At 38.1% G+C, this 21,402-nt stretch carries 16 protein-coding genes; all 16 read right to left on the bottom strand.

Going from position 1 to position 21,402, the window contains the following annotated elements:
* Positions 1-14: 14 nt before the first annotated feature.
* Positions 15-2,579 carry a DNA mismatch repair protein MutS gene (mutS, locus tag ACQV18_RS01320; protein ID WP_428892418.1) on the bottom strand — a complete coding sequence of 855 codons (2,565 nt, stop codon included), beginning with the start codon at positions 2,577-2,579 and terminating at the stop codon, positions 15-17.
* A 238-nt stretch (positions 2,580-2,817) separates the two neighbouring features.
* Entirely contained in the window at positions 2,818-4,380 is a 1,563-nt protein-coding gene (rny, locus tag ACQV18_RS01315; protein ID WP_428892417.1) for a ribonuclease Y, read from the bottom strand.
* Between the two features lie 250 nt (positions 4,381-4,630).
* Positions 4,631-5,692 (bottom strand): recombinase RecA, encoded by a 1,062-nt coding sequence (gene recA, locus ACQV18_RS01310; protein ID WP_428874803.1) that lies wholly within the window; start codon positions 5,690-5,692, stop codon positions 4,631-4,633.
* A 44-nt stretch (positions 5,693-5,736) separates the two neighbouring features.
* Complete coding sequence (locus ACQV18_RS01305; RefSeq protein WP_428874805.1) at positions 5,737-7,014, bottom strand: competence/damage-inducible protein A; 1,278 nt, start codon at positions 7,012-7,014, stop codon at positions 5,737-5,739.
* Between the two features lie 95 nt (positions 7,015-7,109).
* Entirely contained in the window at positions 7,110-7,691 is a 582-nt protein-coding gene (pgsA, locus tag ACQV18_RS01300) for a CDP-diacylglycerol--glycerol-3-phosphate 3-phosphatidyltransferase (RefSeq protein ID WP_428873737.1), read from the bottom strand.
* A gap of 3 nt (positions 7,692-7,694) precedes the next feature.
* The gene (locus ACQV18_RS01295; protein WP_428892416.1) at positions 7,695-8,696 is read right to left on the bottom strand and encodes a helix-turn-helix domain-containing protein; all 1,002 of its coding nucleotides are present in this window, start codon (positions 8,694-8,696) and stop codon (positions 7,695-7,697) included.
* 81 nt (positions 8,697-8,777) lie between these two features.
* Positions 8,778-9,803: a signal recognition particle-docking protein FtsY gene (gene ftsY, locus ACQV18_RS01290; protein WP_428892415.1), complete on the bottom strand. Its 1,026-nt coding sequence runs from the start codon at positions 9,801-9,803 to the stop codon at positions 8,778-8,780.
* 15 nt (positions 9,804-9,818) lie between these two features.
* The gene (locus ACQV18_RS01285) at positions 9,819-10,628 is read right to left on the bottom strand and encodes a Cof-type HAD-IIB family hydrolase (protein ID WP_428873740.1); all 810 of its coding nucleotides are present in this window, start codon (positions 10,626-10,628) and stop codon (positions 9,819-9,821) included.
* A gap of 5 nt (positions 10,629-10,633) precedes the next feature.
* Positions 10,634-14,200, bottom strand: coding sequence for a chromosome segregation protein SMC (smc, locus tag ACQV18_RS01280; RefSeq protein WP_428892414.1), 3,567 nt, complete (start codon positions 14,198-14,200; stop codon positions 10,634-10,636).
* Positions 14,201-14,204: 4 nt separating this feature from the next.
* Entirely contained in the window at positions 14,205-14,900 is a 696-nt protein-coding gene (rnc, locus tag ACQV18_RS01275) for a ribonuclease III (RefSeq protein ID WP_428876370.1), read from the bottom strand.
* A 147-nt stretch (positions 14,901-15,047) separates the two neighbouring features.
* The gene (locus tag ACQV18_RS01270; RefSeq protein ID WP_428874813.1) at positions 15,048-16,832 is read right to left on the bottom strand and encodes an oligopeptide ABC transporter substrate-binding protein; all 1,785 of its coding nucleotides are present in this window, start codon (positions 16,830-16,832) and stop codon (positions 15,048-15,050) included.
* 381 nt (positions 16,833-17,213) lie between these two features.
* Positions 17,214-18,137: an ABC transporter permease gene (locus tag ACQV18_RS01265; protein WP_428873744.1), complete on the bottom strand. Its 924-nt coding sequence runs from the start codon at positions 18,135-18,137 to the stop codon at positions 17,214-17,216.
* 11 nt (positions 18,138-18,148) lie between these two features.
* The gene (gene opp4B, locus ACQV18_RS01260; protein ID WP_428873745.1) at positions 18,149-19,111 is read right to left on the bottom strand and encodes an oligopeptide ABC transporter permease; all 963 of its coding nucleotides are present in this window, start codon (positions 19,109-19,111) and stop codon (positions 18,149-18,151) included.
* On the bottom strand, positions 19,112-20,074 hold the full coding sequence (locus ACQV18_RS01255; RefSeq protein ID WP_428873747.1) for an ATP-binding cassette domain-containing protein: 963 nt from the start codon (positions 20,072-20,074) through the stop codon (positions 19,112-19,114).
* Positions 20,074-21,084 carry an ABC transporter ATP-binding protein gene (locus ACQV18_RS01250; RefSeq protein ID WP_428874815.1) on the bottom strand — a complete coding sequence of 337 codons (1,011 nt, stop codon included), beginning with the start codon at positions 21,082-21,084 and terminating at the stop codon, positions 20,074-20,076. Before ACQV18_RS01250 ends, ACQV18_RS01255 begins: the two co-directional genes overlap by 1 nt.
* A 35-nt stretch (positions 21,085-21,119) precedes the next feature.
* Positions 21,120-21,362 carry an acyl carrier protein gene (acpP, locus tag ACQV18_RS01245; protein WP_428892413.1) on the bottom strand — a complete coding sequence of 81 codons (243 nt, stop codon included), beginning with the start codon at positions 21,360-21,362 and terminating at the stop codon, positions 21,120-21,122.
* Positions 21,363-21,402 lie beyond the last annotated feature (40 nt).

Below are 21,402 nucleotides of genomic sequence, written 5' to 3'. Positions count from 1 at the left end.
GTGGCCTCCTTTCTTTATTTCAATTCTTGTTTTAATTGGGCTAAGAAATTTAAAGCATCTAGGGGGGTCATTTGATTAACATCTACTGCTTCAAGAGCCATTTCAATCTTCGAAGAGCTTTCTTTAGTTTGCTCTTCTTCAGGGATTGGCAAGAGATCTATTGGATCAACTTGATGGTTGCGTAAATGCTTGGCATTAGCTTCTAACTCATCCAACACCACTTGACTTTGTCGCAAGACTGATTCCGGCAGGCCTGCTAAGCGTCCTACATGAATGCCGTAGGACTTATCCGCTGGTCCAGCTAAGATCTTATAGAGAAAGACTAAATGACCGGCTTCTTCCACTGCTCCAACATGAATGTTTTTTATTTGAGAAAGTGTTTGGTCAAGGTCCGTTAATTCATGATAATGGGTAGAGAAGATGGTAGCAGCCCCCACTTTTTGAGCAATATGGTAAAGAATCGCTTCCGCTAGGGCAATACCGTCGAAGGTGGCGGTTCCTCTACCAATCTCATCAAAGAGGATAAGACTGCGGTCTGTGGCGTTTTGTAAGGCATAATTGGTCTCTATCATTTCTACCATAAAGGTGGATTGCCCACTGGTTAAATCATCAGAAGATCCAATCCGAGTAAAGATTTGATCGACCAAGGGCAGTCTCGCCTCTTTAGCAGGGACAAAACAACCGATTTGATTAAGAATCACACTGTAGGCGATTTGACGCATATAAGTCGACTTGCCCGACATATTAGGTCCGGTTAATAGTAGAACAAATTGATCTTGGTCTAAGTCAAAGTCATTGGCGATAAACTTAGCGCGTCCGATTAACTTCTCCAAAACGGGATGACGACTTTCTTTTATTTCAAAATCTTTTCTTTGATCAGACAGATGAGCTTGGGTGAAGTTTTCTTCCTCACTTAATTCAGCAAAAGAACATAAAACATCTAGAGTGGCTACCGCTTGTGCCAATTCTTGCAGTTGGCTAGAATAGGTATTTAAACGATTGCGTAATTCAATAAAGAGATGGTACTCCAACTTTTCAGCCTTTTCCTGGGCCCCCAGAATGGTACTTTCTATTTGTTTAAGTTCGTCTGTAATATAGCGTTCATTGTTAGCTAACGTTTGCTTGCGGACATAAGTCGGATCGTCAAAGTCTTGTGCTTGCAGACGGCTCATCTCTAGGTAATAGCCAAAGACTTTATTATAGCCTACTTTCAGGGTTTTTAGGCCGGTTCTTTGACGTTCACGCTCTTGATAATCAATTAGCCAACTTTCACCATTATCTAAAGCATCACGATAACCATCCAACTGCTTATGATAGCGGTCTTTAATGATTCTACCTTCTGTTAATGAAATCGGTGGATTATCGACCAAAGCTTCATTAATAATAGCCAAAAGCTCATTAAATTCAGGCAAGGCTTGAAATTGATCCACTGAATCCATGCTTTCGTTCAATTGTTGGAGATACTGATTAAGAAGGGGTATTTGTTTTAAAGACTGGCGCAATTGGTCAACTTCTCTAGCATTGGCAGTCTGTAAAGATAGTTTTGTTACCAAGCGTTCAAGGTCATAGATATTTTTTAAAATATTGATTAATTCAAGGCGAAGAAAGTAATGATTAATTAAACCGGCTACCTTTTGATGGCGGCTAATTAAAGCTTGTTTTTGTAATAAGGGTTTATCCAACCACTGATGTAATAGTCTTCCTCCCATGGCCGTTTGCGTGCGGTCTATCAGCCACAATAAAGACCCCTTACGCTTTTGCGTTCTTAAAGATTCGGTTAATTCTAATTGCACCTTAGTGTATTGATTCATCTGTAAATAGGCAGATAGGGTGTATTCTTCTACCTCTTTTAAATAATCAAAAGCATGGGGTTGTATCGATTGGAGATAAGCTGATAAGTATTTTAAAAGTTCTGTTTGAACAGGGCTTGCCTCTTTTAGCTTAAAGAAATTTTCTGTTAAAGCGGCAGGTGTAAAGGTTGATTTAAAAGCCGTAATCCTTTCTTGCAGTAGGCTCAGTTCTTCTTGGCTAAAACCTGATCTTCCTTCCTCATCGATAATCCACTCACTGGGTTTAATCGTTTGAATTTCACTGACAAATTGATTCCAATCTTCTGTTTGAGTCATCCGACTTTGACCCGTTGAAATATCAACATAAACCAAATGGTAAGTGTTTTTTGCTTTTAAAAAAGCGGCTAGGTAATTATTTTCTTTGTGTTTGAGTGCTTGGTCGACCAAAATGGTTCCTGGTGTAATGATTTGAACAACATCTCTTTTGACCATCCCTTTGGTGAGTCGTGGTTCTTCTAATTGTTCACAAATAGCCACTTTATAGCCTTCTTGGATTAAACGACGGATATATTCGGTGGCTGAATGATAAGGAACCCCACACATGGGCACTGGATCTTGGGCTTTTTTATTACGGGAAGTCAGCGTGATTTCTAATACTCTTGCAGCAGTAATAGCATCTTCATAAAACATTTCATAAAAATCGCCTAAACGAAAAAACAAGATGGAATCTTGATGCTTGGCTTTAATGGATAGATATTGTTGCATCATAGGGGTTTCTTTACTTGACATGGCTACTCATCCTCTAGTTCATTTAATCGTTGATTGGTTTTGAATTGATATCATAATAATGACATAAGCCAAATAAGCTTTCTTTCTACTTGCTTGTTAATAATTAATTAATAACAATTTGAGATTTAAGCAAACGTTCTCTTAGAAGTAAAGGTTTTGACTAGTTCTATTTTAGCAAAAGCTCTCATCATTATCATGATATAAAAAGCACAACTCCAAAAGGGGTTGTGCCTTGTCTTTATTTCGCATACTCTACGGCTCGTATTTCGCGTATCACCGTTACTTTAATATTTCCTGGATATTTCATTTCATTTTCAATGCGTTGTTTCACACTTCTTGCTAAAGCAGCCGCTTTAGCATCATTGATCTTGTCTGGAGCGACAATCACACGTACTTCTCGACCTGCTTGGATAGCATAGGATTGAGTAACGCCTTCATTTTCATTGGCGATTTCTTCCAATTGTTTCAAGCGACGAATGTAGTTTTCTAAGGATTCACTTCGTGCACCTGGTCTTGCAGCAGATAAGGCATCAGCCGCTGCGACTAGTTCTGAAATAACAGAAGTTGCTTTAGTATCGCCATGGTGAGAAGCAATTGCATTAATAACTACCTCATTTTCTTTATAACGATTAGCAATTTCTGCACCAATTTCAACGTGAGAACCTTCAATTTCTTGGTCTAATGCTTTACCAATATCATGAAGTAAGCCCGCTCTTTTGGCTAAGACTACATCTTCATTCAATTCACCGGCCATTACCCCTGCTAACTTTGCAACTTCAACAGAGTGTTTTAAGACATTTTGACCATAGGAAGTCCGGTAAGCTAAACGACCGATAATTTTAATTAGATCAGGATGAATAGCGTGAATACCAACATCAAAGGCAGCTTCTTCACCGACTTCGCGGATGCGCTCATCCATTTCCTTACGTGCCCGCTCAACCATTTCTTCAATCCTAGCAGGATGAATTCGGCCATCTTGAATTAAATGTTCAAGAGCGAGCTTAGCAATTTCTCGACGAATTGGATCAAAGCCACTTAAAACGACTGTTTCAGGTGTATCATCTACAATTAAATCGATACCTGTTAGACTTTCTAAGGTACGAATATTCCGTCCTTCTCGACCAATAATCCGACCCTTCATATCATCATTTGGCAAGTGCACAACCGATACAGAATTATCTGTGACTAGGTCTGTTGCCGAACGTTGAATAGCTTGAAGAATGATTTCTTTCGCATTACGGTCCGCTTCTTCTTTAGCTTTTTGATCAGCATCACGTATCATGACAGCCATTTCGTTAGAAAGTGTCTCTTCTGTCTCTTTAAGAATGATTTCTTTTGCATCATCTCTTGACATCATAGCAATTCTTTCTAATTCTTCTTGGCCTTTTAAGATAAGTTGTTCAATTTCACTTTCCTTTTCAACCAATTCATCTTTACGTTTTAAATAATCTGCTTCTTTATTTTCTAATAGAGATTCACGATTATCTAAAGTATTGCTTTTCTTATCCAGGTTTTCTTCTTTTTGAATTAAACGATTTTCAAATTTTGTCGCTTCTTGGCGACGATCTTTCAGCTCGTTTTCAATCTCATTACGGTATTTGATATTTTCTTCCTTCGCTTCAAAAAGCGCTTCGCGTTTTAAAGTTTGGGCTTGATTTATCGCATCATCAATAATTGCTTCGGCATTTGCTTTTGCACCCGCAATATTTTTTTCATCTGATTTTTGTTTAACGATATAACCAATAACAAAACCAGCAATTAAAGCAACGATAGCGAAGGCGAGTGGAATCAAATTTTCCATAAGAGTCACCTCCGTATCTATTTAGTTTTTTCATTAATTAATATGGTGTAAAAATTAATCGTGGCTTTCCACAACTTTTATAATACTTTTAATCGCAGCCATAGTCAAATAATTCAAAGGATCATTATGACTATTTAGCCTCATATTTTCTGACGCTTTTTTATAAAAAAGAAGACCCTCATTGGATTGAGGGGCCTTTTTAAGCTTTATAATTTGCGTTTTGCTAGTTTTAAAAAAATATCTCAAAAAATTATTTTTTAATTTCTTTAATTTTTTCTAGTGCTTCTTCATCGGCTTCTTCAGAAGTTACTGCCGAATGTCCACCAATTTGATAATGCTGTCTAACTTGTTGATCAATCTCTTCAAAGATGTGTGGGTTATCTTCTAAGAATTGTTTAGCACTTTCGCGTCCTTGACCAATTCTTTCTTCTTTATATGAATACCAAGAACCTGCCTTGTTAATAATATCCAAATCAGATGCCATGTCTACAAGCTCTCCAATTTGCGAAATACCGTAACCATAAACAATGTCGACCATGGCTTCTTTAAACGGTGGTGCCAGTTTATTTTTAACGACTTTAATTCGTGTCCGGTTACCATACACATCACCGCCTTGCTTAAGGCTTTCAGTTCTTCTGACTTCAAGACGAATAGAAGAATAAAACTTCAAGGCACGACCACCAGGGGTTACTTCTGGGTTACCGAACATTACACCCACCTTTTCACGAATCTGGTTAATAAAGAAAGCAATCGTATTGGTTTTGTTAATTGAGCCGGACAATTTACGCATGGCTTGCGACATCAAACGCGCTTGCAAACCAATGTGCGAATCTCCCATCTCTCCTTCAATCTCAGCTCGTGGTACTAAGGCTGCTACAGAGTCAACCACTACAATATCGACTGCTCCTGATGAGACCAAGGCATCTGCTATTTCTAAAGCTTGTTCTCCTGTATCTGGTTGAGAGAGTAATAATTCGTTAATATCAACTCCTAATTTCTCAGCGTAAACAGGATCTAAAGCATGCTCAGCATCGATAAAGGCAGCCAAGCCCCCCTTCTTTTGGACAGATGCAATGGCATGTAGGGCAACAGTAGTCTTACCAGAAGATTCCGGTCCATAACATTCAATGACCCGTCCTCTTGGATAACCACCAATTCCAAGGGCCACATCTAGGGCGAGGGAGCCTGAAGGAACTGTATCAATTTCAACGCTTGTTCGATCACCCAAACGCATGATTGCACCTTTTCCATAACTTTTTTCTATATTTTTTAGCGCTTGATCTAAGGCTTTTTGTCTGTTGGCATCTACCATATTATTTCCTCCGTTCATCAAGGTAATCTTATCTTAACAATTATTTAGTCCAAACTCAAGTTTTTTGCGAACTTTTGTTCGACTACTCTCTTAATTAATTCATAACCATAATTAGTGGCCAAGTCCCGTACATAGTCGCGCCCTCGATTGGGAAGCATGAGTTTCTGCCATTCGGTCGGACGATTTTTACTTGCACAAGCCAGATAGACTTCTCCAGCTGGATGTCCTTGATCAGAGCCCGGACCCGCTACTCCGCTTAAAGCCAGAGCGAGGTCACTGCCACTTAATTTTAAGCATTGTTCGGCCATAGCACAAGCGCATTGCTCACTATAGACTGAATATTCTTCAATTATCATAGGATCAACCGATAACAAATCTACCTTGGTTTGCGCTTGATAGACCACAAAGCCACCCTTTATGACTGTTGAAGCACCTGGAATCTGAGTGAGGCGACTGAGCATTTTACCTCCTGTTAAACTCTCAGCACCAGAAAGAGTGAGATTCAGCTGCTTCAATCGATCAATCAAATAAGCTTCTATAGTATGTTCTCTTCCTTCACCTATGTAATAGTCTTTTAATTTAGCGATTATTTGCTGGGCTGTTTTATCTAATAATTGGTTATTGTCAGCTGTTTTTTCTTGCTTTTGATTCAAGACTAGGCGAATATGTCTAGGCTTAGCATAAATCGCGATTTCCAGCTCTTTTGTTTTTTTAATAATTGGATCTAATATATGGGCCACTTGCGACTCGCCAATCCCATAAAAATTTAAATAGATGGATTTAATTGCTATGGTCTGGTCAATTTTTTCTTTAAAATAAGGTAAAACTTCTTTTTCAAGCATGGCCTTTAACTCACTAGGTGGGCCTGGTAAACATAGGTAATATTGATTAGCATCAGCAGCAAAATATAAGCTGCCACAGGCTAAGCCATCTTCTGTATGAAAACAATACCCCTCTTTAAAGGTTAAAGCTTGTTTATACTCTAAGGGTGAAAGTTGACGATTTTGTTTTTTAAAATAATCTTGAATGTATTGCCATTGTTGAAAATCAACAATTAATTCTTGACCAAGAAAGTGGGCTAAACTTTCTTTGGTTAAATCATCATGGGTCGGCCCTATCCCACCAGCTAAAACAATTAGTTCTGCTCTAGTCGCAGCGATTCTAATTGCTTCTTCAAGTCGCGTTGGATTGTCGTCTACCACTTGTTGGTTGAAAGACAAAATACCTATTGAAGCAAATGCTTGAGCTAGTAGTGCTGCGTTGGTATTAATGGTCTGTCCTTGAACCAATTCGGTCCCCACTGTGATAATTTCTAACTTCATTGCAGGCCCTCCATTTTATATATACCTATTAAAATTAAAAAAGGTGTTTTCTTTAAAAAAAAGCCATCAAAACGATGACTTTTAATGAAAATAATCTACTTAATATCGGTAAAAAGATGTCTCGCTTTATAAAAATATTCTACACCTGAATATACAGTAAAGAATAAAGCAACTCCCATTAAAAAATGTGCCAATGAGAAAGGCAACCATGTAAAGCCAGCATTATTCCAAAGAAAGAACAAAATGGCAAACATTTGACTGAAGGTTTTAACTTTTCCAGGCCAGGCCGCTGCCATTACTTTACCATTAGATTGAGCGAGTAGAACTCTTAAACCGGTCACTAATAACTCACGACTAATAATAATAATAACGATCCAAGCTGGGATGAATTGGTGTTCAACCAACAGGATAAGTGCTGCAATGACTAACAGCTTGTCTGCCATTGGATCCGCAAAGACACCAAAGGAAGTGACTAAATGTAATTTTCGCGCTAAGTAACCATCCAAATAGTCCGTAAAGGATGCTATGGCAAATACGAGCCCCCCAATAAAGTAAGGGGTAGCAAGAGTCGTTCCTAACAGTGTTAGATTGCCCCAATCCAAAGGTAAAGTTAAAAGACAAACAAAGATAGGGATTAAGAATATTCTAAAAACAGTTAAACGATTAGCAATGTTCATAATTTACTCTCCTGATGAATAATTGGGGTCTAATACCGCTGGACCCTCATAAGAAGTTTCTTCATTCTTTTCTCCCAGCTCATTAATGGCTAGCTCTTCAGTTGAAGAGGCGGTTTCATCTTTAACTTTAAAGATAATAACGCCAGGAACACTCGGATCAGGCTCAACTGTTTTACCGTTGACTATAAATTGAGCCCCTTCTGGATAACCTAATTCCATCCGCACAGTCTTGGTTGTATCATTGGCTTGATGTTCTAAAACTTCATCTTTAGAAATCGTTTGGTCAACTACCATACTTCCTTCTTCATAAATACCGACCCAAACAAAGGCATTTCCTTTGGCACCAAATTGATAATTTTCAATTGGACCTTCTAATTGGTAGGTTTTAATCTCGCCAGCTTGAGAGATTTCAGTAATTACTTCTTTTCCAACTAAAAGCTGGTTTTCCGCTAAGTCTTTTTTGTTATTAGCTTTTTCAGTCACCTCTGGCTCTTTTGTCGATCCATCGACTGGATTAGCCGACGGCTTAACAATTTCTAAGACATCAGCATTATTATTGGTTTGAGCGACTTGATTATCTTCCGTTGAAATCTGACGAATGGTATAAATTAAGATGCCGATAATACAGATAATAATTGCTGATAGAATAGCCATGGGAATATAAGAGAGGATTTTCTCCATCCGATTCGATTCATCATTTAAATGACGGCTACGTAACCGACTTGGCATTTCAGCCTCTTCTTCTCTTATCGGACTGCTTTCATTGTTTTGCACTTCCAACTCATTAGCATATTCCTTTAAAAGAGTATCTCCATCTAAACCTACCATATCGGCATACTGTTTCACAAAGGCTCGGGCATAGAAGTTTCCCGGTAGTTCTTCCAGTTGGCCTTCTTCGATCGCTTGTAAATATTTTTTTTGAATTTTAGTCATTTGTTGCAGGGTATTAAGTGTATACCCTTTATTTACGCGTGCTTCACGTAATCTTGTTCCTAATTCACTCATAATTATGACCCCTTCTATCTCTATCATTCACATTATAGCACAGTTAAAAGCCTTGGGTCAGATAAAAGTCCCTAATTAAGTTTAGTTGGCTTCTTTCTCAAGTAACTCACGAATAAGCGTATACATATATTTCTCAGCGTCAAAAGCTTGTAGGTCACTCGCTTGTTCACCCAAACCAATATATTTAACTGGAATATCTAATTCATGGCGAATAGAAAGAATGACGCCCCCCTTAGCTGTCCCATCTAATTTTGTTAAGACTAGTCCACTGATCTCGGTTGCTTCATTAAATTGTTTCGCTTGAATTAAGGCGTTTTGTCCGGTTGTTGCATCTAAAACCAAGAGAACTTCTTGTACGCCATTCGGATTTTCTCTTTCGATAATCCGTTTCATTTTAGCTAATTCAGCCATGAGATTTGCTTTAGTTTGTAAACGCCCTGCTGTATCAACTAAAAGGTAATCGTACTCTTCCGCATTGGCTTTTTTCACAGCGTCGAAAACTACAGAAGCAGGGTCTCCTTGGTCCGCTCCGGTCACTACTGGTATTCCTAAGCGCTCTCCCCAAACATTTAGTTGCTCAACTGCACCTGCTCTAAAAGTATCGGCAGCAGCCATTAAAACCTTATGTCCGGATTGTTTTAAATTATAAGCAATTTTACCGACAGAAGTCGTCTTGCCTACCCCGTTGACCCCCACAAATAAGACTACGGTTGGCCCGTTTGGATTTTCAATTAAATCAGGATTGACTGGTTGGTCTTTTTCATAAATTGCCACCATTTGTTCTAACATAACACGCTTAACATCTTGAGCTTTATGAACATTTTCAGCTTCTACTGCATCACGAATAGCATCCGTTAAAGCTAGAGTCATTTTGAAGCCAACATCGGCTGAAATTAAGATTTCTTCTAGATCATCGTAGAATTCATCATCTAATTCGCGCCAAGAAGTAAATAAATCCGTGATGCGGTCAGAAAAGGATTTACGTGTTTTTTCCATCCCCTTATCATACTTCTCAAAGACAATCTGTTCTTCTTGGTCTAAAATTTCTTCTTTTACAACCTTATCTTCACCTGTGAAAGCACGTTTGATGCGATCAAATAATCCCATATGACTTCCTCCATTCTATTGAATAAATTGATAAATTGCATGAGCGACACCTTCTTGATCATTGGATAAAGTAATGAAATCAGCCCTCTGCTTTAAAGTCTCTGCGCCGTTTCCCATCACCACTCCAAGACCAGCAAATTCAATCATGCGCTCATCATTCATCTGATCTCCTATTGCCATTATAGCAGAAGGTTGAATATTTAACTGATCAGACAACTTTTTTAAAGCATTTCCTTTATTGACTCCCGCTTTCATAATTTCTAATTGGAAAGGATGGGATCTTGATAGGGTATATTGACTGACAAGTTCTTTATTTAACAGTGGAATTTGCCGCGATAAATGGGCTTCATCAATCGTGACCACAAATTTCATAAAACGATGGGCTTCATCAAAATCATTAAAATCAATTTTGGTATGGGGGGCTGTAGAAACATTGCCCACATAAAAACTTTCATAACCTTTTGGGTAAGTTAAGGGTTCATAAACTAAATCCTGGTCTAGAACGTTTAAAGGTAAATTTAAAGTTGTTAACTCTCGATACCATGAGTGAAGATCTTGGCTACTTAACTCTTCTTGTATTAAGACTTGCCCATCACTAATTCTTTGAACAAAGGCACCGTTATATAGAATTAAATAATCATCCTCACTTTTTAAGCCGATTTGATCGATTAAATGATGCATGGTTGAATAAGGTCTACCTGTACATATTACGACTTTAACACCTCGCTCTTGAGCGTAATCAAGTGCTTCAAGGTTTTTAGCTGTAACTTCTTTGGAACTATTTAATAAGGTTCCATCTAAATCGATGGCTAGTAATTGAATCATTTTATCTACTCCTGATGGTCTAATGCTACAAAATCATTCATTTTCACCGCTGCTAGTTTAGAAATACCGGTTTGTTCCATAGTCACTCCATATAGAATATCGGCATATTCCATGGTCCCTTTGCGGTGGGTAATGACAATAAATTGCGTTTCTTGGGTAAAGTTTTGAATGTATTCCCCATAACGGTAAACATTGGCATCATCTAAAGCTGCCTCCACTTCGTCTAGAACCACAAATGGAACGGTCTTTGTTTCCAAAATAGCAAATAATAAAGCAATGGCCGTTAAAGCTCTTTCGCCTCCTGATAAGAGGGCTAAGTTTTGCTTACGCTTACCGGGTGGTTGAGCAATAATATCGACACCGGTAGTTAATAAATCGGTCGGGTCGGTTAATTCTAACTTGGCCTTACCGCCAGCAAATAAACGAGTGAAGGTCTTTTGAAATTGATGGTTAATAGCTTGAAAGGCTTCTTTAAAGCGACTACCCACTTCTGAATCCATTTCATCAATGGTATTATTTAGCTGCTCCATAGCTGTTAACAGGTCATTTTCTTGCTCAAATAACAATTGATAACGTTCATCCACTTCTTGATAGTCTTGAATTGCTGCTAAGTTGATAGGTCCTAATTGATCAATTTCCTTACGCAACTTTTTAACCACTTCTTTTACCTGAGCAACAGATTCTACAGGCTGGGCTAATTGAGTAGCTGCTTCGAACGACAAGGCGTAGGTTTCATTAAGATAGAGTAAATCTTGATCCATCTGATCTTCATATCTTTCAATCTTGGCTTGGCATTTGGCCTCTGCTTGGTATTGATATTGAAGCTGATCTTCGCTATTTTTTAAGGCCTGCTGATGACTCCTTAAACTTTCATTTAAACTCTGGCGGTCTTGGCGTAGAACGCTTAAATCAGCGTTGACTTGGTCTAAATCGCCTTCTGCTTGGCTTAAATCCATTTTAAATTGACTGATTGAATTTTCTAAGTTTTGAACTTCATTCCAGTCACTTTCTTCTAACTGTTGACTGGAAGCAATTAATTCTTCTAAATTTTGTGCTTGCTTAATTTCATTTTGCAGGCTTTCTCTTTTTTGTTTGGTTTCCATTTCCAAAAGCGCTAAATTGGTTTTGCTTTCATTCAAGTCGGCTTGAAGTTGTCCAATCTTCAGTTGTTTTTCCGATTGAGACAATTGCATGGATTGAATGGTTTGATGGACTTCTTCAATTTTAGCCTTTAGAGCTTGTAAGTCTTGCTCAGCTGCTTGAAAATCTTGGTGAGAAGCCTCAAAATCTTGAGTCATTTGCTTGAATTCATCGGTTAAAATCAATAGATGTTTATTTTTTTGATCTCGCTGTGACTGTATATTTTCAATTAAATTCAGCAATTTTTGGTGGTCTTGACTAAGTTGTTGGTGATCTGATAAAGCTTTTTGATAAGCCGTTTGAAATTGCGAAACCTTCTGATCACAACTTTCAAAAGTTGCCACTTGTTCTTTTTGACTCTTTTTTAGTTCTTTCAACTCTTTTTCAAGGCTTGCAATCTCTTGAGAGCGCCCCATTACAGATTGTGACTTATGCTTATTTCTTCCCCCTGTAACAGAGCCTCCAGGAAGGATCAAGTCGCCTTCAAGTGTTACGATTTTTAACTGTTGATGGCTAGCCTTAGCAAGTGACTGGGCATTTTCAAGTGTATCAACAATCACTGTAGACCCTAATAACTGCTGAATCACTAACTGATTTTCTGCTTTATAAGAAACTCGTTCACTAGCAATCCCCACCACACCTTGGTTTTGTTGGAGTAGCTCTTGGTGATGGGCCTTTAGGGTCCGAGCTTTCATATTACTTCTTGGTAAAAAGGTGGCTCGTCCGGCTCTTTTATTTTTTAAAAGTGATATGGCTTGCTTAGCAGCTTGGTCATTTTCTACAACAATATTTTGCAAACCAGCTCCTAAAGCAATGTCGATAGCAACTTGATCGTTTTTTTCAACTTCGATTAATTCGGCTACCGTTCCAATGATTCCTTGTAGTTGATCACGGTGGTTCATCACGACTCGGACTCCTTGGTAATAGCCGGCATATTCCACTTGCATTTGTAGCAAGCTTTGATACTTGGAGTGGAGCATTTGGATTTGGTGGTCTGCTTGGTAGATTACTTTCCTTAATTGATCACGATTGGCTTGGGCTTGATCCAATGCTTGGTGGGCCTTTTCCCCTTCAGTTTGAAGGCTTTCTAAGTCTGCTTTCACTTGTTTTATTTGATCGTGATAGCTAACTTCTTGGTCTTCAAGAGCTTGGATTTGAATTTGATTTTCCTTGATTTGGTCTTGATAGCTTTCCTTGCGTTGATCGAATTGTTGGCTAAATTTATCAAATTGTTGCAAGCGATTCTTTATAGCCGACTCTTGACGATAATAGTCAATCAATTCTCCCCTTAACTGATCTAACTCTTCATTCTTTAGCGCTTGAAAGTCATTAAGTTGTTGATTATATGCTTTTACTTCTTCTTTTGCTTTTCGAATACCTTCTTCTAATGAGTTTAAATTTTGATTAAGGGCCTCTTGTTGTTTTTGGTGGTCAACCCATTGATTTTGGTAGCGATCTTGATTTAGTTTTCTTTCTTGACTGGATTGATTGGCATAAAGCGTTTTTTGCTGAAACACTTCAATTTGGCCCTTTAATCTCTCAATCAATTGGATAAGTTTTCGACTTTCCATCTCTTCTTGATCAATGCTTTGATTTATCAAGTCTAATTGGTTCTGTTTATCATCGATTGATTGCGAAAAAGTTTTTTGATCATTCTTAACTCGGTCTAATTCAGCTTTTATTTGTTGGTAGTGGTCCTTGGCTTGTTGCCATTTAGCTTTAAAGTCTTGTATTTGAAAGGTATATAAGGATATTTCTTCTTCTTTCAATTGGGCCGCTTTCTCTTGGTAGGTCAAAGCCTTTTCTCTTTGTTCTTTAAGTGGCTGCAGTTGATTTTTTAATTCATGTAAAATATCCCTGACACGGTTCAAATGGTCTTGTGACCGCAGCAATTTTCTTTGAGCTTCTTGTTTGCGGTATTGATATTTTTGTACACCAGCTGCTTCTTCAAAAATTCCTCGTCTTTCTTCTGGTTTACTTAAAAAGATGGACTCGACTTTACCTTGGGAAATCATGGCGAAAGAATTTTTACCTAAGCCTGTATCCAACAGCAAATCAGTGATATCTTTTAAGCGAACATTTTTTTGATTGATAAAAAAATAACTCTCACCATTACGGTTATATTGACGCGTTATCGTAATCGTTTTGGGGTCCATATCAATATAACGATCCTCATTATTTAAAACCAAGGATACTTTAGCAATATTGACTGGCTTTCGATCGAGTGAACCATTAAAGATAACATCTTCCATCTTGTTACCACGCAAGGATTTAGCCGATTGTTCTCCTAAGACCCAACGAATGGCTTCAGATAAATTCGATTTACCTGAACCGTTGGGACCGACTATTGCTGTCATGCCCTGATCAAAATTAATGACTGTTTTATCAGCAAAAGATTTGAAACCAGTCATTTCGATTCTTTCTAAATACAAACAGCTACACTCCTTTTTGAAGATGGTGAATGGCTTTTTTAGCGGCCTTCATTTCTGCTTCTTTTTTACTTTTGCCACTGGCCTTAGCTATTAAGTCGTTTTCTAAATACAGCCCAATGGTAAAGGTTTGTGCATGAGAAGGTCCTTGAGTTGCTAGAAGACGGTATTCAATCTTAACTGTTCCCTTGACTTGAACCATTTCTTGGAACTTGGTCTTATAATCTTGCACGGTTAGTGTCAAAATTTCTTGATGGTGATCAAAGAGGACTCTACTCAGAAAGTTTTCAACCATATCCATACCAGTATCCAAATAAACTGCCCCCAAAAAGGCTTCAAATGTATCTGCTAAAATGGAATCTCTTTCTTTACCTCCCGACAATCTTTCCCCCTTACCTAATTGGATAAATTGAGGAAAGTCTACTTGTCTAGCTAAATAAGCCAGGCTTGGTTCCCTGACGAGCTGAGCTCGCATGCGTGAAAGATCTCCTTCAGGCTTATGGGGGTATTGTCCATATAAAAATTGACTAACCAGAATCTCAAGCACAGCATCGCCTAAAAATTCTAATCGTTCATTGGACTGAATTAAGTTCTCACCTTGCTCATTAATATATGACCGATGGTAGAAAGCTTGCTGAATAATCTTCTGGTTAGTAACTTTAATTTTTAATTCTTTTTCGATGTGTTCTATTAACTGATGCATGGCTTCGACTCCTATCAAATATACACTGATTTTACCAAAAATCCCTTGATTACACAAAGTCATTCAGCAATACAAAAATGAAATACCGTATATAAATAAAAAGATCAAGCAAAGCTATGCTTGATCTTCATCTTTTAAAATTTTAAATTATTCAGCAATTGGACTTTCAGCAGTTAAGCCTACTTGTGTCCAATCAAGATTTGCTCCAATTTCAACATCCCAATTCGTCACACGCTTATTAACGGCTGTTAATTCATATCTCCAAAGCGTTGGAATAACAGGAAGCTCTTCATGCATAAATTCTTGCCAAGCGTAGAAGGCTTTTTGACGGTAGTCATCATCAAACGATTCGTCTGATTCAATATCCGCTAATAATTGGTTATGTTCTTCATTCACATAGCGACTGTAGTTGAATTGTGCTCGTTCACCAAATAATCCATTTGGATTTGGATCGCCACCAGTACCAAAAGCAGCTTGGAAAATATGTATTTCTGGATCATCCTTCTTAATACGTTCATAGAAAGAATTAAACTCTAGTAATTGTCCATCTAATAGCTCTACAGGAATACCGACTGCGTTCCATGCTTGTACATAGTACTGAGCCAATGGAGCAGCTGTTTCACCACCTGACATTGAAGCGAAGTTCAAGGTGAATTTCTCGCCATTAGGATCTTCCACTAGACCATCACCATCCACATCCTTAAAGCCAGCTTCTGCTAGAATTTCCTTAGCTTTTTCTGGATTGTATTCATAGGCCTTAACGTCAGGATTTAAGTATTCTACAAAGTTCGGTGTAATCATTGAGTCTGCAGCACGACGCAATCCTTGATAGAATTCACGGCCGACTGAATCATTATCCATGGCATAAGCCATCGCTTGACGAAGAGCTTTATTGGATGTAACTAATTCAGGATCAAATTCGTTTTTACCTTCTTCTTCATTCCATTTACCCATCTTGAAGCCAATGTATGTATAAGCATTCTGCTCATAACCAATGGTAGTAAAGTTCGTTGCATCTTTATAAGTATCATACTTATCAGTTGGTAAGGTTGCAATATCAAAATTACCAGCCTTTAATTCAGCAACAATTGAATTAGGGTTGATGACATTCATTGTCATTCCATCTAATTTAGGACGCCCCTTATAATAATTTTCATTTACAGTATAAGTGACTGCTTCACCTGGTGTCATTGATTCCACCTTAAAAGGTCCAAAGCCTACTGGTTTCTCACGTACAGGTGCAGAGTCTTCCATATCAGCTACTTCGATACCTTCAAAGACATGCTCAGGTTCGATATAAGAAGAAATTCCTCCACCAGCTTGAACCATTGAGTTCGGAAAAGCCTTATAAGTAACGGTTAGGGTATAATCATCGACACGTTCCAACCCAGAAATTTCCTCGGCTTCGCCGTTATGATACTCGTCCATTCCTACCACATTCTCAAAATCGCTACCATAACGAATGCCGGTATAATCAGGGTGTCCTACTACATAGTAAGGAAAAATAACGTCATCTATCGTAATCGGTTCGCCATCATCCCACTTAACTCCTTCTGGGATTGTGATAGTTACTTGTTTATTTTCAACATCCATTTCCACTTTGGCAAAACCGGAATCATCGATCTTGAAGTTATTGTCGTAGCCGTATAGGCCAGGGTTAAAGTAAGCAATTACGGTTGCATCTGGGTTTCCTGTGTAAAACATATTATTGAAGACACCTGCAAATGCGGTATCGGAAACAAAGGCTACCTTAAGTGTTCCACCCTCCATGACTTCACCTTCATGCTCTACAGAAGTCGAAATGTCCGGTGCGGGGGCTCCTTCTCCATCTGCTTCCTCAGCTTGGACCATAGGTAGGGAACTCAATACCAAGGAACCGATTGTCATTGTTGTCATAAACTGTATAAGATGTTTTTCTAATGATTTTCTCATACTAAGCCTCCTCTAAATGTGATAATCCTATCATATAGAAATTATATGATTAAATCAAGTCTTTTCTAATTTTTTTTTAATATTTTTATCTTTTTCTAATAAAAACAAGCTTTATTAGGGGTTTATTTATGAAAAGTTTCCAAAGCTCACTTGTCTTAAAGGTTTTTCATGAAAATGTCTTTTCATTATTTTAAAGCTTATGACCCAACTAGTAATTTCTAGCAGAAAATCTTTTGATTTTTATTTAGCACTTACAAGATATAATAAAATTTCAAAACGAAAACTTTTCTGTAAGATTAAAATTTTCTCATAAAAAAAGAGCCCCACTTCTTACTCATCGCTTAACGCTAAAGTAAATAAAGGGTAAAGCTCTTAAAATTTTTATCCTCTTCTTTGTTTTGAATCTGCTACACGTTGGAAAGCTTGTCCGATATAGTTAATTGATAACATCATGATCAATACTAACAAGGCAGCTGGCAACCAAACCCACCATTTGTTTTCAATAATATCTGGTGTTCTAGCGTAACCAATTAGCGTTCCTAAAGAAGGTGTTCCAACAGGCAAACCAAAGCCCAAGAAAGAAAGTCCTGTTTCTAAACCAATATTACCGGCAAAGGATAGGGTTAAGTTGGTGATCATTAGCGAAGAAAGATTCGGTAATAAGGAGCCGAGCATAATTTTCCAATCTCTAGTCCCCATGGTTTTTGATGCCTTGATATAATCCTTGGATGCTTCTGATAAAGAAGCTGTTCGAATCAAACGGGTCTGCCCCATCCAACCAAATAAAGATATAATCCAAATCAAAGTCCAAGGGTCGAAGCGTTTAACGATTGTTACGACCGCAATAATAATCATGATTCTCGGTAAAACGATTAAAAAGTCTACCACACGCATAATAAAATCATCCACTCGACCCCCATAATAACCGGCAATCAAACCAATAATCGTCCCAAAACCTGCTGTTAATATAGTGACAGCCCAAGCGATAATTAAGGAATTTTTTGTTCCTAGTAAAAGCTGTTCAAAAATACCTTTTCCACCCTCATCGGTACCTAAAAGATAGCCTTTTTCGCCTGGCGGTGTAAAGCGGTCAAAAATGTTAACTATGCCTGCAGCATCGGAATCAATAAAGAATGCTGATAAGACCGCCGCTACGACAATAATTAATAAAAGAATTAATGATAAAACAGCAATTTTATCACGTGCAAACTCTCGACGAATAACTTCCCAACCCATCGGTGGAGTGGAAACTTGGTCTTGCAATAGTTCTTCATTTACTGTTACCTGTGTATTATTTTCAGCCATTATTCCACCTCCTATTTAATTCGAATTCTAGGGTCAACAAAAACCATAATGATGTCTGATAATAACGAACCTAAAAGGGTTGTAAATCCGTAGATCAATGTAATAGCTATCATTACAGAAAAATCACGTAAAGCGATTGATTCGACAAATAATTTTCCCATTCCTGGATAATTAAAGACTGTCTCAGTGAAGACAGATCCGCCTAACAAACCAGTGATGGTAAAGCCTAAAAAGGCAGCAATTGGTAGGATTGAATTCCGGAAGATGTGCTTGCGATAAACAACATTTTCTGGAACGCCTTTAGCCTTAGCTGTGCGAACATAATCTTCCGTTTTAGCATCAATGACTCCTGTTCTTAAGTATTGAATAGTAGAGGTTGTTGATAAAAGTGCCATTGTAATAGCTGGTAAAATAATGTGTTTAAATCTTGACAAAGCAAAATCAAGCGTTCCAGGCTCAAGACCCGGGTCTACTGTTCCAGTTGTAGGGAACCAGCCAAGAATATAACCAAATAACCAAATCATAAATAAACCCAATACGAAAGATGGAATAGCATAAGTTACAAAGGTATATAAGTTAACGGTTTTATCAAAAACGGAATTTTGATAACGACCAGAAAACAGACCTAATGGTAAAGCGATTCCGTACGAAATGATCACTGTTAATAAAGATAATTGTAAGGTGGGCCAAACTCTTTGACCAATAATCTTTAGAGTCGGTTGACGGTGATGCCAAGACCGTCCCCAATCACCTTGAAAGATACCAGTAATCCAATCAACATAACGCTCTGGCCACGGTTTATCTAGTCCTAGTTGCTCCCGCATGGCTGCTATTTGAGCAGGGTCCACATTTGGATCTTGTAAACCCGTCAACGCATCCCCTGGCATCAAAGCAGCCAAAACAAAGACAATGATACTTAAAAGAAAAATTTGAGGAATCATCAAAATGACCCTTCTTAAAATCGTCTTCCACATTTATTTCACTTCCTCTCTTTGAGCAAAGCCGACTTCTTTTAAAGCCACTTGGTGGTGATCATTAATCTTCTTCAGATCATAAACCCGTCCACTTTCCTCAAAATATTGACTGGCATTTTCATGATATTCTTTCTCCACTCGGAGACGCTCTATATGGTGCTCTCTTCGATTGTTTGGATCAACATGCGGTATAGCTGATAAAAGCCTTTTAGTATATATGTGTTGAGGATTTTTATAAATTTCATAATTAGAGCCATATTCAGTAAATCTTCCACGATACATAATGGCCAATTCGTCAGACATGTGTTTCACCACGCCTAAATCATGCGAAATAAACAAGTAAGAAACATTAAATTCTTCTTGAATACGTTTCATAAAGTTTAAGACTTGAGCTTGAACCGATAAGTCTAAAGCTGAAACCGGTTCGTCAGCAATGACTAATTTAGGGTTCAGCGCAACAGCTCTAGCTACCCCAATTCTTTGTCTTTGTCCTCCTGAAAATTCATGCGGATACTTGACTAAAGCTTCTGAAGTCAAACCGACTATTTCTAAGAGTTCACTTGCTTTTCTCTTTTCTTCTTCAATCGTTAAATGGGTGAAATTACGCAAGGGCTCCGCCATAATATCTAGAATCCTCTTCTTCGGATTAAAAGAAGAATATGAATCTTGGAAGATCATCTGAACATTGCGCCGATAATTTGACCTGCGACTGGATGCAGCATTCGAAACGTCTTCCCCTTCATAGATAATTTTACCCTCGGTCAATTTTTCTAAACCGATAATAGCTTTTCCAATAGTTGATTTACCTGAGCCTGATTCACCCACCAGGCCATAAGTTTTTCCTGCCTCAAAACTTAAGTCCACACCATCCACTGCGTAGACATGGTCAGTGATACGGTTAAAGAAACCGGATCGAATTGGATAGTGAACCTTTAAGTTTTCAATTGTAAGAAATTCTGACATTAGTCCACCTCCTCAGTGAAATAAAAGTGTTCATGACAAGTACAACGTACCCAATGTTCTGGTTTTACTTCATGGAGAACTGGATGCTCTTCATGATGTTCTTCAGGAATCCAAGGAATGCGAGGAGCAAAACGACAGCCTTTGCGTTCTAAACGGTTTAATGGAGGTACAACCCCATGTATTACATGTAGATCGCCCTTTTCATCAACTAAATCATTGGATTGCGGAATGGACTTTAAGAGTGAGCGGGTATAAGGATGTCTCGGATCATTGAAGAGTTCTTCGACACTTGCAACTTCAACAAATTGTCCTGCATACATAACTGCTACTCGATCAGCCGTCTCTGCAACTACTCCTAAATCGTGAGTAATCAAAATAATTCCTGATTCGGTTTCCTCTTGAATTTCATTCAAAAGATCCAAAATTTGTGCTTGAATAGTTACATCTAAAGCAGTTGTCGGCTCATCTGCAATAATTATTGGTGGTTTACAAGATAATGCAATGGCAATGATTACTCTCTGACGCATTCCACCTGATAATTCATGTGGATATTGCTTGGTCATTCTTTGAGGGTTTTCAATACCTACTTGGTCGAGTAATTCAAGTACGCGCTGAGTTCGTTGTTGTCCATCTAACTTGGTATGATAATACAAAGCTTCTTCAATCTGCTCACCTACTGTCATTAAAGGGTTTAATGACGCTAAAGGGTCTTGGAAGATCATGCCAATATCATTCCCGCGAATTTTGTCATAATCTGATTCATCATAATTAACGAGATTATCACCCTTGTAATTAATTTCCCCGGTAATTTTTGTATTCATGCGATTGTGTAAGCCTATGATTGAAGTGGCCAGGGTTGATTTTCCACAGCCTGACTCCCCAACAATGGCTAACTTTTCATTACGCGCTAGGGTAAAAGAAACCCCATCGACAGCATCGAAATACTGGTCTTTAATGCGAAAACCAGTGTGCAAATCTTTCACTTCTAATAATATCTCTTTTGATTCCATTTGAGGCCTCCTTTATCAATGACTATGACATCCATTTATTTTTCTGATCGTAATTGGTCGATATAAGAAACGGCGTCCTTAATATCTGAGAGCTTTTCAATTTTTTCATCTTCGAATTCTATATCAAATTCTTCCTCAATCTCCATCACGAATTCCACCATATCTAAAGAATCGGCGCCTAGGTCTTCAAAGGTTAGATTTTCAGTTACTTGATCTTCAGTAAGATCAAAATGCTCTACTAATAAAGTTTTAACTTTTTCAAATGTTTCTGTCTTCAAATTTTCCACTCCTTAATTAAAAAGTTATACCACAATGCCG

The sequence above is a fragment of the Facklamia sp. P9177 genome (genome assembly GCF_050409585.1).
Lineage (GTDB): Bacteria > Bacillota > Bacilli > Lactobacillales > Aerococcaceae > Facklamia.
Note: the sequence above shows the minus strand (reverse complement) of the source record. Positions and strands in the feature narration are given on the sequence as shown.